The sequence below is a fragment of the Pedobacter yonginensis genome, assembly GCF_003173595.1.
GTDB lineage: Bacteria > Bacteroidota > Bacteroidia > Sphingobacteriales > Sphingobacteriaceae > Pedobacter > Pedobacter yonginense.
In genome coordinates this window covers 993,868-1,006,732 of sequence record NZ_QGNZ01000001.1, presented here as the reverse complement: position 1 = coordinate 1,006,732, position 12,865 = coordinate 993,868, and the positions used below count along the sequence as shown (strand labels likewise).

Here is a 12,865-nt window from a genome sequence, read left to right as displayed (position 1 = left end):
TCTAAATTGTATTGTTGTAATAACTTTAATCGGAAACTATTAAGCCTGCACAGCATCTGTTTTAACTTTGGAACCAATTGCGGCAAAGGCTTGCTCAAAATCTGCCTTAATATCATCGATGTGTTCTATCCCTACAGAAACCCGTAAAGCATTTGGTTTAACCCCTGCGGCTAACTGTTCGCTATCGCTCAATTGCTGATGCGTTGTTGCAGATGGTTGTATAATTAAGGTTTTGGCATCGCCAACGTTGGCTAGGTGCGATACCAGTTTTAGGTTGTCTATTACCTGTGTTGCGTTTTCTTTGCTTCCTTCCAGTTCAAAGGAGAGCACGGCACCAAAACCATTACTCAAGTATTTTTTAGCCAAATTGTTGTATTTGCTGCTGTTTAAACCAGGATAATGCACTTCTTTAACCAATGGATGATTTTCTAACCAAATGGCCAATTCCAATGCGTTATCTACGTGGCGCTGTACCCGAAGGGATAGCGTTTCTAAACCTTGAAGCAGCAAAAATGAGTTGAAAGGCGATATTGAAGGACCCAAATCTCTCAAACCTTCTACACGGGCCCGAATAATAAATTGGATGTTTCCAAAAGGACCGCCAATTCCGAAAACATCATTAAAAATGAGTCCGTGATAGCCCTCTGATGGACTAGTGAACTGCGGGAATTTTCCATTACCCCAATTGTACGTTCCACCATCAACAATAACACCGCCAATGCTGGTACCATGTCCGCCTATCCACTTGGTTGCAGATTCTACAACGATATGTGCACCGTGTTCTAAAGGTTTAAATAGATAACCAGCAGCGCCAAACGTATTATCCACTACAAGCGGTAAATCGTGCTTTTTGGCAATGGCTGCAATTTTTTCGAAATCAGGAATACTAAAAGCCGGATTACCAATAGTTTCGAGATAAATGGCCTTGGTTTTTTCTGTTATTTTTGATTCAAATTCTTCAGGCTGATCTGGATTCGCAAAATCTACATGAATCCCAAGGCGTTTAAATGCAACCTTAAATTGATTGTATGTTCCGCCGTAAATGTGTGATGAAGAAACGATATGATCTCCTGCTTCTAAAATGTTATTCAGTGCAATAAACTGTGCAGCCTGTCCGGATGCTACAGCTAAAGCTGCTACACCACCTTCCAAAGCGGCAATTCTTTTCTCGAACACATCGGTAGTTGGATTCATTAAACGGGTGTAAATATTTCCAAATTCCTTTAATGCAAATAGATTGGCACCATGTTCTGCATTTTTAAATCCGTAAGAAGTCGTTTGGTAGATCGGAACAGCTCTAGAGCCTGTTGTTGGATCTATTTCTTGACCCGCATGTAATTGTAAGGTTTCAAATTTATATGAGGTTGACATAATTTAATCGTTTAATAAGTGAATGTTAAATGGTTTGAGTAGGACATTCTGAAAAATACGGTTGATAATTTCAAGAATCCAGAGATCGCGTACCCTTAGCTTAAGGGCCTTCCAATTTGAAAACAAGAGAGGAAGATTTTTAGTGTTATTGCATGCAACAGCACATACAATCCACAACTTGCACAGGGGAAAAAATGTTACCAGTGGTAGTTACCTTTTTGAGGTTTAAACTAGGCTCGCTTAGCGATTGAAGATTTAATGCTTTCATCAAGTTTATAATTTATATTTCCAAATAACACCATGTTACTTGGTCTGGAATTGGCACCTTCTCTTTCTGAGGGTTGCCAGTGGGTCAGGGAGCCAGTCTCTCGCCACTTCTTTATAAATCAATCCTGAAGATTGACTTTTATTTGGCTTTTGCCAAATAATATTCCAAATGTCTGAAATATATTTTAAACAACAAAATTATATTTTGAATTTTAGTTAAAGTGTTGTAAGTCAAGCTGATTCTTTGCTATAAAAATTACAATCATAAAGTTAATGCGGAGTTAACTCTAAAACTTTAAGTTTGCATAACCTAAATTATTCCTAATTAACCATGGTAAAGTTTAAATTTTGTTGTTTAGCCATGCTGCTTTGTTTTGGCTTTTTTACTGCTCAAGCCCAATTCGGTGGTTTGAAGGACAAATTATTAAAAGTTGGAGCATCACAAGGTGCAAAGGCTTTAGGCGTAGATAAACTGCTTAAACAACCAGCTGCAATTACCACGAGTTTTGAAGATGTAAATCGGGAGGGCGAAATGATGCCTGATTTTAAAAGTAAGGAAAAGGCTCAACCACTTTATTTATTGCCAAAAAACCCTGAAGGTGGTTTTGTGCTCTGTGCAGGCTTTTACGAAATGACCAACAAAAGTTATTGCCTAAAAGCGGGTACTTTTGCCCCTTCAAAAGGTGATGGCTACATGTTTGCGCCGGTTTTAGGACCAAAGGAAGACATTGTGGTGAGCATCTTAAAAAGTGCCGAAAAGCACCCTGAGGTAGAGCAGCATGATATTCAAGTGTTGTTGTGGACCATCATTGCAAGAACAAAATTTGCAGATTATTCTGGACAAGTTAAAGTTACGGCCTTGCAGTTGCTAACGCCGAAACAACTTACGCAATTAGAAGGAGGTGCATTGGGAGTTCTTCCTTTTGATGTTATGGAAAAGGCTAAAGACCAACTTCCATCGGGTGTAAAGGCGGTTTTTGAAGCCGAAAATAACATTCGGCAGTTGGTTTCATCCGGTAACTACACTTATGCCGACATGGAAAAATATGCGATAATAGTTGGTATGGCGCCACCAAGAAGCGACGTGCCTAGTGGCATTTGGACTAAACATCCTGACGGCTATTACATTCGTTATTTCCCTTCGGGATATTCAATTACAAAGGTACAGCTGTATGTGCCTACAGAACTAATTGCAACTGGAACTAAGCTGGTTTACGATGCGGCGGGAGATATTGCTTGCCCTGCAAACACGGGTTCTCAGCGTTTGGCGCAAACCAACGAGCCTTTAAATCCTAATTACGGATTAAAACTCACTACAATTTGTAATCCTAAATAATCGAAGACGGAGAAATCTTTTAACTTGGATAAATCAATATGAAAAGATTTCTCCGTTTTTTAAAAGGCGGTACGCGATTTTATACAATCTAAATCCTTAGGCTAAAGCCTGTTCTAAATCAGCGATGATATCATCCACATGCTCCAAGCCAACGGAAATTCTAAGCAAGTTTTTTGGGGTTTTGCTATCTGGGCCTTCAACTGAGTAACGGTGTTCGATTAAGCTTTCTACGCCACCTAAACTTGTGGCCTGTGCAAATAATTGAACTTTGTTTACCACCTTATTGGTTGCATCTACATCGCCCTTAACTAAAAACGACATCATTCCTCCAAAATCTTTCATTTGCTTTTTGGCAATTTCGTGCTGTGGATGACTTTCTAATCCTGGATAGAAAACAGCCTCGACATTTGGATGACTCAGTAAATATTGCGCAACCTTTTTCCCATTTTCGCAATGGCCTTTCATTCGGTAGGCCAATGTTTTTATGCTCCGGCAAAGTAAAAAACAATCGAATGGAGAGGGTACGGCACCTCCGGTTTGTTGCACATTTTTGATTTTATCCCACAAGTCATCTTTTTTTGCGGTCACTAAAATTCCGCCCAATACATCGCTGTGTCCACCAAGGTATTTTGTACTGCTGTGCATCACTAGGTCTGCACCGAGCAAAATCGGGTTCTGCAAAATAGGCGAGGCAAAGGTACTATCACAAGCCAAAGTGATCTGATTGGCTTTGGCGATTTTTGAAATTTCTTCGATATCGGTAACCTTAAGCAAGGGATTAGATGGGGTTTCGATCCAGATAAGTTTGGTATTTGGTTTAATCGATGCTTCAATTAAAGCTAAATCTGTCTGATCTACAAAATCAAATTCTAAACTTTCATTGAAAATGGTTAAGAGCTGTTTTTTGATGCCCCAATACATATCATCGGGTGCAATAATGTGGCTTCCGGGTTTCAAGGCTTGGAAAAGACTCATTCCACAATTATTACCTGATGCAAAAGCTGCAGCATCTTCTCCAAATTCTAATTTGGCCACTGTGTTTTCTAAAGCAGACCGATTTGGGTTACTTACTCTACTGTACATATGCCCGCCCGGATATCCACCATGTTCATCACGAAAGAAAGTGGTTGATAAATTTAAAGGTGTGGTTACATCACCAGTAGCACTTTTAACAAGATTAGAGGCGTGAATAGCAAGGGTTTCGGGTTTCATGATGATTTAGCTTTTTTGGAATTCTTTGGAAGCGCAATTTAATAATTTGAAGCTAATTTTTGTTTGTTATTTGTTTTGGCAAGATTTATGTGTTCTGTTTGGAGAAATTTAAATTAAAACTAAAATGAAAAGATTATTTATAGCCATTGCGATTGCATGTTCTACCTTGATTACTTTACAAAGCTGTAATACTGCGAAAAGAGTAACAGCAGGCGTTACAGGTAGCAGAGGTACTGTAGTTCGCGAATGGGTAGTGAGCAATGTTTCGCTAGATGGTTTACCTGATGGCGCAGTACAAGGTTTATTTGGTGAAAAATCTTACAAATGCTTCGAAGGCAGTACCTGGAATTTAACCAATAGCGGTAATGGATCGTACACTTTACCAGCATCAAGCACATGTGGAGCGGTAATGCAAACCATTTTCTGGTCTGCAGCACCAAAAGAAGAAACCTTCCAATTTAAAAAAATATATGAAGGTGATAAAGCTAAAAACGTTACAGAAGGTTATCGTTTAATTTTAACTGAGCTTTCTAGCACACAAATGGTGATGAAATCGCCAATTGAGTTTGGTGGTAAAACAGCCAATATCATCTTAACCTTTGTGCCTGCGGCAAGATAATTTCATTTACCTATGGAATATTTAGAGAAGCACTTCTGAAAAGAGGTGCTTTTTTTATTTACACTCCTTTTTTATGACTTGTTTGTGCAATACGGGCGGATAAACACGAACATGGGTAGCATGCATGGTTTGTTACAAGAAAATGATTTTCAAATCCCATCAATATTGTATTTTTGTTCAAAATAAATCAGAAATGAATACAACTGAGCAAGTTGAAAAAATATTAGCTGATACTTCATTATCAACTGAACTGCAAAACATAGCCAAAAAAGTCCTCAATAAAGAACGGATTAATTTTGATGAAGGTGTTTACCTTTACGAGCATGCTGAATTGGGCTATTTGGGTGTTTTGGCCAATCATATTCGAGAAGAGAAACATGGCGATAAAACCTATTTTAATCGCAATTTTCACTTAGAGCCAACCAATCTTTGCGTGTACGATTGCAAGTTTTGTTCTTACTCTCGATTAATCAAACAAAAGGAAGAAGGCTGGGCTTTAACAATGGAGCAAATGCTTGATATTGTTAAGAAATATGATGATGAGCCTGTAACCGAAGTACACATTGTTGGGGGTGTTTTGCCTCAATATGATGTTGAATTTTATTCTGCCTTATTTTCGGCCATCCAAGCACACCGACCTGAATTGCACGTTAAAGCCTTAACGCCTGTTGAGTATCACTATATTTTCAAAAAAGCAAAAATTGATTATGCAACGGGCATGAAATTAATGAAAGAGGCTGGACTTCAATCTATGCCTGGTGGCGGTGCTGAAATCTTTCACCCCGAAATTCGAGAACAAATAGCTAAAGATAAATGTACTGGCGAACAATGGCTGGCCATACATGAAGAATGGCATAAATTGGGTATGCGTAGTAACGCAACCATGCTCTACGGACACATCGAGAAATTCTGGCATCGGGTAGATCATATGGAGAAACTTCGAGCCTTACAAGATCAAACAGGTGGTTTTCAAACATTTATTCCTTTAAAATTTAGGAATCAACACAACCAAATGAGCAATGTTCCTGAGTCTTCGGTAATCGAGGATTTAAGAAACTATGCCATTGCCCGCATTTACATGGATAATTTCGATCATATTAAAGCCTATTGGGCAATGATTAGTCGCGAAACGGCCCAATTATCTCTTAATTATGGTGTTGATGATATTGATGGAACATTAGACGATACCACAAAAATTTATTCAATGGCCGGGGCCGAAGAACAAACGCCTGCCATGAGTACCCGCGAATTGGTAAACCTTATTAAGCAAGTAGGCCGGAAAGCGATAGAACGCGATACTTTATATAATGTGGTTACCGATTTTGAAAACGTTGTTTTTGAAGAAGAGAAAAAACCGCAATACTATAAGTTACCAGTGGTGAGTTAAGGAATGATCTAGTTAATGAGAGAATTAGTGAATTAGCTAATTAGTGAATTAGCTAATTTGATAATTGGATGGATTTGAAATGAAAGATTTACGCACTGCAACATTCGGAATTAATGAGTGAAGTAGGGAATTAGTGAATTAGCTAATTTGATAATGGGATGGATTTGAAATGAAAGATTTGCGCACTGCAACATCCTGAACTAATGAGTGAATTAGGGAATTAGAGAATTAGTGAATTAGCTAATTTGATAATGGGATGCCTTTGAAATAAAAGATTTGCGCACTGCAACATTCGGGATTAATTAGTGAATTAGGGAATTATTGATTTAGAGAATTGGCGAATTTGGTAATGAGACAGCGCTGAAATGAAGATTTATCCTTCGCAAAATTCAATCATTCAATCATTCAAAATTCAATCATTCAAAATTCAATCATTCAAAATTCATTCAGTCAAAATCCAATAATTAATAAAAAAAAATGAAGCAAATTTATATTATCCGCCACGGCGAGACGGAACTCAATAGACAAGGCATAGTACAAGGCAGAGGTATAAATTCTGATTTAAACGATACCGGTAGGGCTCAGGCTGAGGCATTTTATCAAAAATATAAGGATATCCCCTTTGATAAAATTTACACTTCAGATCTGAAACGCACTTGGCAAACCGTTCAAAAATTTATTGATTCTGGTTTGCCATGGGAAAAGCTTTCTGGCTTAGACGAATTGGCTTGGGGTGTTTGGGAAGGACAGCGAAACTCTGAAAGTGCACGCGAGGCTTTTCGTGCCATGTTACAATCTTGGGAAGAAGGTGATTATACAGCCCATTTTGAAGGGGGTGAAAGCGTTCAGGAAGTGTATGAGCGTTTAAAAGTGCCGATGGAAGTGTTATCTACACGGCCAGAAGAAGAAACGGTACTTTTGTGTATGCACGGAAGAGCCATGAGGGTTTTTCTTTGCCTGTTGCTTCAAAAACCTTTAAATGAAATGACTGAATTTCCACATCAAAATACAGTTCTGTATAAAATGGGTTTCGAGGATGGACAGTTTACCGTTTTAGAATTTAATAGTGCTATCCATTTAGATGGTTTAGTGATTGGATAATGTTGTAAAGCATTACAGTTTAGGCTTTAACCAAATGAGATTGGTGCTGTATTTTAGCATGAGCCTCGCTTTGTTACCATAAAATAAGATTAAGAATACCTTGAATAAAATAAAAATATCGGCTGTTGCTTACACCAACACCAAAGCTTTTATATACGGATTAGAGCATTCGGATATCATTAATAGGATAGATTTAAGTTTAGATATCCCGTCAGATTGTGCCGCGAAAGTAATTAGCGGCGAGGTAGATATGGGCCTAATGCCTGTAGCTGCAATTCCGCTAGTGCCAAATGCAAACCTCGTAGCAGATTATTGTATCGGCAGTGATGGTGCGGTAAACTCCGTTTTTATTTTCAGCGATGTACCTGTGCAGGAAATTAAAACCTTAAAATTGGATTCCCATTCCAGAACATCTAATAATCTTGCTAAAGTTTTGCTTAAATTCTACTGGAAACAGGATGTTCAATTTACAACCGATCCAAATGCAAAAACAGATGCCATCGTTTTAATCGGCGACCGTACTTTCGGTAAAAAAGATAATTATGCTTTTGCATATGATATGGGCGCCGAGTGGAAAAACTTTACCGGCTTGCCTTTTATGTACGCTGCTTGGGTAGCGAATAAACAAATTTCGCAGGCCTTTAAAGATGAATTTAATGCGGCTTTAAAATTTGGCTTGGAAAACAGAAACGAGGTGCTTAAGGATTTACCTAAGACAGAAAACTTCGATTTAGCAGATTATTTATATAACAAGCTCCAGTTTGAGGTTACGGAAGATCGAAAAAAAGCATTAAATATGTTTTTGGCATACATTGAGCAACTCTAAGTGCCAAGGCTATAAAAACAAAATGCAACCTTTGTTAAAAGATTGCATTTTGATTATGATTGTTTTGAATGCAGCTTTGAGGGCTGTCATCTAACTGAGAAATCGAATTTTGAAACTACCTTAATGACTCTTCATTTTTCCTGCTACTTTTTCCAAGGCACTTTTCATTTTGGTTAGGGCACCAGTTATAGCAAGATCGTAAGTATCTCCAAAATTAGTAACTGCAATTGGCTCTTTACCAGCAATTTTGGCTTCTAGTAAGCACCTTTTATCATCCAAGCCATCTTTGCTGCCATTTTCGTCTGATAAATGAACTTCTAATCTTGTAATTAAATCATTAAACCTGCTCAATGCATCCGTAATTTGGGTTTGAATTTTCGTTTCGTATTCTTGATGGATGGTTAAACTCTTGTCGGTATTCAGTTGAATCGTCATAATAAAAATATTAGGTTAAACTATATAAAACTAACAGTCGAGAAGCCTAAACGTTTTTAATTAGAAATGTTTAACTGTAAAATATTGGATATGAGCATCATTGATTTCTTAAATCGCGATCAAATAAAAAGGATGATACAGATTGAACATAAGTAGATCAAGCGCACAAAACTTTGTGATTAAACCTGATAGGAACGAGCACGGAGCGAAGCGGAGTAAAGTGGATAGCAGGACTAACGAAGCCACAATGTACCGAACCCATCATTTCCAAATCAACATTGAACACCTATAACCCAACAGATACGGGTTCGTGTAGATCAAGCGCACAAAACTTTGTGATTAAACCTGATAGGAACGAGCACGGAGCGAAGCGGAGTAAAGTGGATAGCAGGGCTAACGAAGCCACAATGTACCGAAGCCACAATGTACCGAAGCCATCATTTCCAAATCATCATTTAACTGATAAATCAAATCGAAGTCGATTACAGCGCTAAACAACCTAGAAACCTTCCATCAACCCCGTCATGCCTCCAAACAAACTAACAATCTTTTAACTTTTCAACAAAACAGTTGTAGAATGCCTAATCGTGCTATCTTTATAGCTTTTGCAAATTAAATTCAGTTTTGGCTAAAGATACAAATAAAGAAACCCCGTTAATGCAGCAATACAACGCCATTAAGGCGAAGTATCCGGGTGCACTTTTACTTTTTAGAGTTGGCGATTTTTATGAAACCTTTGGTGAAGATGCCATTAAGACGGCACAGATATTAGGCATTGTACTCACGCGAAGAGGCACGGGACCCAATGGCGGTGCTTTAGAACTTGCGGGTTTTCCACACCACTCGCTAGATAATTATTTATCTAAATTGGTAAGGGCAGGGCAACGTGTGGCAATTTGCGATCAGCTTGAAGATCCAAAATTGACGAAAAATATTGTTAAACGAGGTGTAACTGAACTGGTAACGCCTGGCGTTGCTTATGGCGACAATATCTTAAATCAAAAATCAAATAATTATTTAGCTTCTGTTTTCTTTGATAAAACCCAACTAGGTGTATCGTTTTTAGATATTTCTACAGGCGAATTTATGATTGCACAGGGAAATAGCGATTACATTGATAAGCTTTTACAAGGTTTTAAACCAACAGAAGTTATTTTTCAAAAATCTAAGCGACAGAATTTCATTGAGCAATTCGGAGATCGTTTCTACACTTTCGGCTTAGATGAATGGCCTTATACAACCGATTACGCCCAAGAAACCCTTACCAAACATTTTGATGTAGCCTCGTTAAAGGGATTCGGGATTGAGCGTTTACAGAGCGGAATTGTTGCTGCGGGTGTTATTTTGCATTATTTAGGCGAAACTGAGCATCGCAATTTACAGCACATTACCTCGATTAGCAGAATTGAAGAAGACCGCTACATGTGGTTGGATCGTTTTACCATTCGCAATTTAGAACTGGTGAATTCGCCAAACGATAATGCCGTTACCTTATTTGATATTTTAGACCACAGCTGTACGCCAATGGGTGCGCGTTTGCTACAAAAGTGGATTATTATGCCACTTAAAGAGCTGAAGCCCATTGAAGAACGCTTGGGTATGGTCGATTTTTTTGTGAACAACGAAGCGCTTCAGCAAGAGTTTTTAGCCCACATTAAGCAGATAGGTGATTTGGAAAGATTAATTTCGAAAGTCGGACTACAGCGTGTTGGTCCGCGGGAATTGGTAGCCTTGAAAAGAGCTTTAACACATATAGAAGCGGTTAAAAATTTGGCTGCTGGCTCAAAAAATCCATTTCTTATAAAAATTGCAGATCAGTTAAATCCGTGTTTGGCTATACGCGAGAGAATTGAAAAAGAAGTTCAACAAGACCCACCGGCATTGCTAATTAAAGGCAATGTAATTAACGATGGCATTGACGAAGATTTGGATCGATTGCGAAAAATTGCTTTTGGAGGTAAAGATTATTTGGTTCAAATTCAGAAACGTGAAGCCGAGGCGACAGGAATTCCATCTTTAAAAATTTCTTTTAACAATGTGTTTGGTTACTATTTAGAGGTTACACACACGCACAAAGATAAGGTGCCAGAGGGTTGGATTAGGAAGCAAACTTTGGTAAATGCAGAGCGATACATTACCCCTGAGCTTAAGGAATACGAGGAACAGATTTTAGGTGCTGAAGAAAAAATTCAGGCCATTGAAATTCGTTTGTATAATGAGTTGATGTATGAAACAGCCAGCTACATCAAACCCATTCAACTTGATTCTTTCTTAATTGCCCAGTTGGATTGCTTGTTGTGTTTTGCGCAGTTGGCCGAGAAAAATCATTACGTTAAGCCGAGTGTAAACAAAGCCAAGGTGCTGGATATTAAAGGGGGTAGGCATCCTGTTATTGAAAAACAACTGCCTGTTGGACAAGAGTATATCACGAATGATGTTTATTTAGATACGGATAGTCAGCAAATTATTATGATTACTGGTCCGAACATGGCGGGTAAGTCGGCAATTTTAAGGCAAACGGCCTTAATTGTTTTAATGGCACAAATGGGCTGTTTTGTGCCTGCCAAGGCTGCGGATGTTGGAATTGTAGATAAAATTTTTACCCGTGTTGGGGCATCTGATAACATTTCATCAGGAGAAAGTACCTTCATGGTGGAAATGAACGAAACGGCGAGTATTCTGAATAATATATCTGATGATAGCTTAATCCTGTTAGACGAAATAGGCCGAGGAACAAGTACTTACGATGGAATTTCTATTGCTTGGGCCATTGCCGAGTTTTTGCATCAACACCCAACTTCTCGACCGAAAACGTTGTTTGCAACCCATTACCACGAGCTAAATGAGTTGGCTAACACCATGCCTCGAATTAAGAATTTTAACGTTTCGGTAAAGGAAATGACCAATAAGGTAATCTTTTTAAGAAAATTGGTTCCTGGTGGGAGCGAGCATAGTTTCGGAATCCATGTTGCAAAAATGGCGGGTATGCCTCCAAAATTAATCGGCAGGGCAAATGAAATTTTAAAGAAATTAGAAATAGACCGCACCGAAGGGCAAAGCATTAAAGACAGCATTAAAAAGGTTCAAAATCAAGCCTATCAATTGCAAATGTTTGCGATAGACGATCCAGTTCTGGTTAAAATTAGGGATACATTAAATAATTTGGATGTAAATGCGTTAACTCCTGTAGAAGCTTTACTAAAATTGGATGAGATACAGCGGTTGATTAAAAATTAAATTTTTTGATTTGTTCGCATTTGATGGGATAAAGAATATTGATATGAAGTACGAAAAACATTCTTTTTGGCTGGTTTTAATCCTCTCTGTTTTAATGTTCTCTTGTGGTAGCCGAAAATACACCGTAAAAAGTGATACCAAGGCATCGAAAGTTGCCGATGCCATGGCAAGTTTAAAAAGTAAAGAGCTCTATCGTTTTATAACCGACTGGACCGGTGTAAAATATCGCTTCGGCGGTTTAGACAAAAGTGGGATAGATTGTTCCGGTTTTGCTTTTCTTTTGGAAAAAGAGATTTATGGAATTACCCTTCCCAGAATCTCCCGCGATCAGGCCAATGTTGTAAAGCATAAAAGTGTAGATCGTTTAAATGAGGGGGATTTAGTATTCTTCTCATTTGCCGGCAGGGATGTAGATCATGTTGGTGTGTACCTTAACAATGGTTTTTTTGTACATGCAAGCACAACCAGAGGGGTAATTGTAGATGATTTGAACTTACCAGCTTATCAAAATGTTTTGGTAAAATCGGGTTCGGTACGGTAGTAGGGATGAATAGAAAGATATGCGTTTATTTTTTATAATTATATTATTATCAGTTGCTTACATCGGTAAAGCGCAAGTTAAACTTTTAAGTTTAGATGAACTTGACGCTCGATTGGCTAATGGAAAGGACACTACCTATGTAATTAATTTTTGGGCCACTTGGTGTTCGCCATGTGTGGCCGAACTACCCGGATTTGAAAAACTGCGTTTAGCCAATGTCAACAGGCCTGTAAAAGTTTTGCTGGTGAGTTTAGATTTTAAATCGAAACTTCAAAAAGCAGTGATTCCCTTTGTTCAGAACCAAAAACTTAAAGCAGAGGTTTTCTTACTTAATGAGCCCAATCAACAAGAATACACCGGGAGGATAGACAAGAAATGGTCTGGAGCCATACCTGCTACGCTATTTGTAAAGGCCAAAAAACGTCGATTTTACGAACAGGATTTTACAGAGGCCGAATTAAATAAAGCCTTTTCGATGTTTGTGGCTAAGCCTTAAATTTTTATATCGTTACAAAACAACTGATAATGAGCGA

At 38.3% G+C, this 12,865-nt stretch carries 11 protein-coding genes and 1 riboswitch; of the genes, 8 read left to right on the top strand and 3 right to left on the bottom strand.

What is annotated here, in order from left to right:
- Nucleotides 1-39 precede the first annotated feature (39 nt).
- A complete protein-coding gene (locus tag DHW03_RS04395) occupies nucleotides 40-1,371 on the bottom strand; it encodes an O-acetylhomoserine aminocarboxypropyltransferase/cysteine synthase family protein (RefSeq protein ID WP_109924507.1) in 1,332 nt (443 codons plus the stop codon).
- 277 nt (nucleotides 1,372-1,648) lie between these two features.
- Nucleotides 1,649-1,759: riboswitch (SAM riboswitch) on the bottom strand.
- Nucleotides 1,760-1,969: 210 nt separating this feature from the next.
- On the opposite strand from DHW03_RS04395, the gene DHW03_RS04390 reads away from it, so the two are divergent.
- Nucleotides 1,970-2,974 (top strand): hypothetical protein, encoded by a 1,005-nt coding sequence (locus DHW03_RS04390; RefSeq protein ID WP_109924506.1) that lies wholly within the window; start codon nucleotides 1,970-1,972, stop codon nucleotides 2,972-2,974.
- A gap of 96 nt (nucleotides 2,975-3,070) precedes the next feature.
- On the opposite strand, the gene DHW03_RS04385 is transcribed toward DHW03_RS04390, so the two are convergent.
- Nucleotides 3,071-4,186, bottom strand: a complete 1,116-nt coding sequence (locus tag DHW03_RS04385) for a trans-sulfuration enzyme family protein (RefSeq protein ID WP_109924505.1) — start codon at nucleotides 4,184-4,186, stop codon at nucleotides 3,071-3,073.
- 124 nt (nucleotides 4,187-4,310) lie between these two features.
- Here DHW03_RS04385 and DHW03_RS04380 point away from each other — a divergent pair, with 124 nt between their 5' ends.
- From DHW03_RS04380 to DHW03_RS04365, 4 genes are all read left to right on the top strand, one after another.
- On the top strand, nucleotides 4,311-4,805 hold the full coding sequence (locus DHW03_RS04380) for a hypothetical protein (protein ID WP_109924504.1): 495 nt from the start codon (nucleotides 4,311-4,313) through the stop codon (nucleotides 4,803-4,805).
- Between the two features lie 193 nt (nucleotides 4,806-4,998).
- On the top strand, nucleotides 4,999-6,192 hold the full coding sequence (gene mqnE, locus DHW03_RS04375; RefSeq protein WP_109925006.1) for an aminofutalosine synthase MqnE: 1,194 nt from the start codon (nucleotides 4,999-5,001) through the stop codon (nucleotides 6,190-6,192).
- Between the two features lie 477 nt (nucleotides 6,193-6,669).
- A complete protein-coding gene (locus tag DHW03_RS04370) occupies nucleotides 6,670-7,293 on the top strand; it encodes a histidine phosphatase family protein (protein ID WP_109924503.1) in 624 nt (207 codons plus the stop codon).
- A gap of 100 nt (nucleotides 7,294-7,393) precedes the next feature.
- A complete protein-coding gene (locus DHW03_RS04365; protein WP_109924502.1) occupies nucleotides 7,394-8,119 on the top strand; it encodes a menaquinone biosynthetic enzyme MqnA/MqnD family protein in 726 nt (241 codons plus the stop codon).
- A gap of 120 nt (nucleotides 8,120-8,239) precedes the next feature.
- Here DHW03_RS04365 and DHW03_RS04360 read toward each other — a convergent pair whose 3' ends face one another.
- A complete protein-coding gene (locus DHW03_RS04360; RefSeq protein WP_109924501.1) occupies nucleotides 8,240-8,554 on the bottom strand; it encodes an HPF/RaiA family ribosome-associated protein in 315 nt (104 codons plus the stop codon).
- 624 nt (nucleotides 8,555-9,178) lie between these two features.
- Between DHW03_RS04360 and mutS the strand changes: the two genes are divergently transcribed.
- The 3 genes from mutS to DHW03_RS04345 are packed head-to-tail and all read left to right on the top strand — an operon-like array spanning nucleotide 9,179 to nucleotide 12,828.
- Entirely contained in the window at nucleotides 9,179-11,791 is a 2,613-nt protein-coding gene (gene mutS / locus DHW03_RS04355; protein ID WP_109924500.1) for a DNA mismatch repair protein MutS, read from the top strand.
- A gap of 43 nt (nucleotides 11,792-11,834) precedes the next feature.
- Entirely contained in the window at nucleotides 11,835-12,332 is a 498-nt protein-coding gene (locus DHW03_RS04350; RefSeq protein ID WP_109924499.1) for a C40 family peptidase, read from the top strand.
- 19 nt (nucleotides 12,333-12,351) lie between these two features.
- Entirely contained in the window at nucleotides 12,352-12,828 is a 477-nt protein-coding gene (locus tag DHW03_RS04345; RefSeq protein WP_109924498.1) for a TlpA disulfide reductase family protein, read from the top strand.
- The last annotated feature ends 37 nt before the right edge of the window (nucleotides 12,829-12,865 follow it).

What these genes read in the sequence shown, in the direction of transcription:
- DHW03_RS04395 (WP_109924507.1), bottom strand. Translation starts at nt 1,371, where the DNA reads ATGTCAACCTCATATAAATTTGAAACCTTACAATTACATGCGGGTCAA.
- DHW03_RS04390 (WP_109924506.1), top strand. Translation starts at nt 1,970, where the DNA reads ATGGTAAAGTTTAAATTTTGTTGTTTAGCCATGCTGCTTTGTTTTGGC.
- DHW03_RS04385 (WP_109924505.1), bottom strand. Translation starts at nt 4,186, where the DNA reads ATGAAACCCGAAACCCTTGCTATTCACGCCTCTAATCTTGTTAAAAGT.
- DHW03_RS04380 (WP_109924504.1), top strand. Translation starts at nt 4,311, where the DNA reads ATGAAAAGATTATTTATAGCCATTGCGATTGCATGTTCTACCTTGATT.
- mqnE (WP_109925006.1), top strand. Translation starts at nt 4,999, where the DNA reads ATGAATACAACTGAGCAAGTTGAAAAAATATTAGCTGATACTTCATTA.
- DHW03_RS04370 (WP_109924503.1), top strand. Translation starts at nt 6,670, where the DNA reads ATGAAGCAAATTTATATTATCCGCCACGGCGAGACGGAACTCAATAGA.
- DHW03_RS04360 (WP_109924501.1), bottom strand. Translation starts at nt 8,554, where the DNA reads ATGACGATTCAACTGAATACCGACAAGAGTTTAACCATCCATCAAGAA.
- DHW03_RS04350 (WP_109924499.1), top strand. Translation starts at nt 11,835, where the DNA reads ATGAAGTACGAAAAACATTCTTTTTGGCTGGTTTTAATCCTCTCTGTT.
- DHW03_RS04345 (WP_109924498.1), top strand. Translation starts at nt 12,352, where the DNA reads ATGCGTTTATTTTTTATAATTATATTATTATCAGTTGCTTACATCGGT.